Genomic DNA, 257 nt, shown 5'->3' with positions numbered 1-257 from the left:
CACGACCGGCTCTTGGCGCAAGATGTAGCGACCGTCGTTATGGATCACAACCAGTGCCTCGAGACCCTCCGCCAGCCTTTCAAGAGCCGTCGCGATATCCGACTCAAGCGCTGCCAAGTGCTCACGCGCCTTTTCCTCCGCATGGTACGAAGATGCCAGGCTCAGTACCTTGCCGCTCAGTGCCTCGAAATAGTCGCCTTCTGCGAGAGTCACATCGCGTGTTTCCGCCACCGCCTTCTGCACCTCTAGCGATCCAG

At 59.5% G+C, this 257-nt stretch carries 1 protein-coding gene; it reads right to left on the bottom strand.

Annotation, left to right across the window (positions count from 1 at the left end; genetic code table 11):
- The coding region (locus tag R0J88_RS21470; protein ID WP_410901097.1) for a hypothetical protein at positions 1-231 on the bottom strand (231 nt) is incomplete at its 3' end.
- Positions 232-257: the final 26 nt, after the last annotated feature.

Source organism: Pseudoalteromonas sp. SIMBA_162 (genome assembly GCF_046535955.1).
Classification (GTDB): Bacteria; Pseudomonadota; Gammaproteobacteria; order Enterobacterales; family Alteromonadaceae; genus Pseudoalteromonas; species Pseudoalteromonas marina.
The sequence above is the reverse complement of the archived record's forward strand: the minus strand, read 5'-3'. Positions and strand labels throughout refer to the sequence as shown.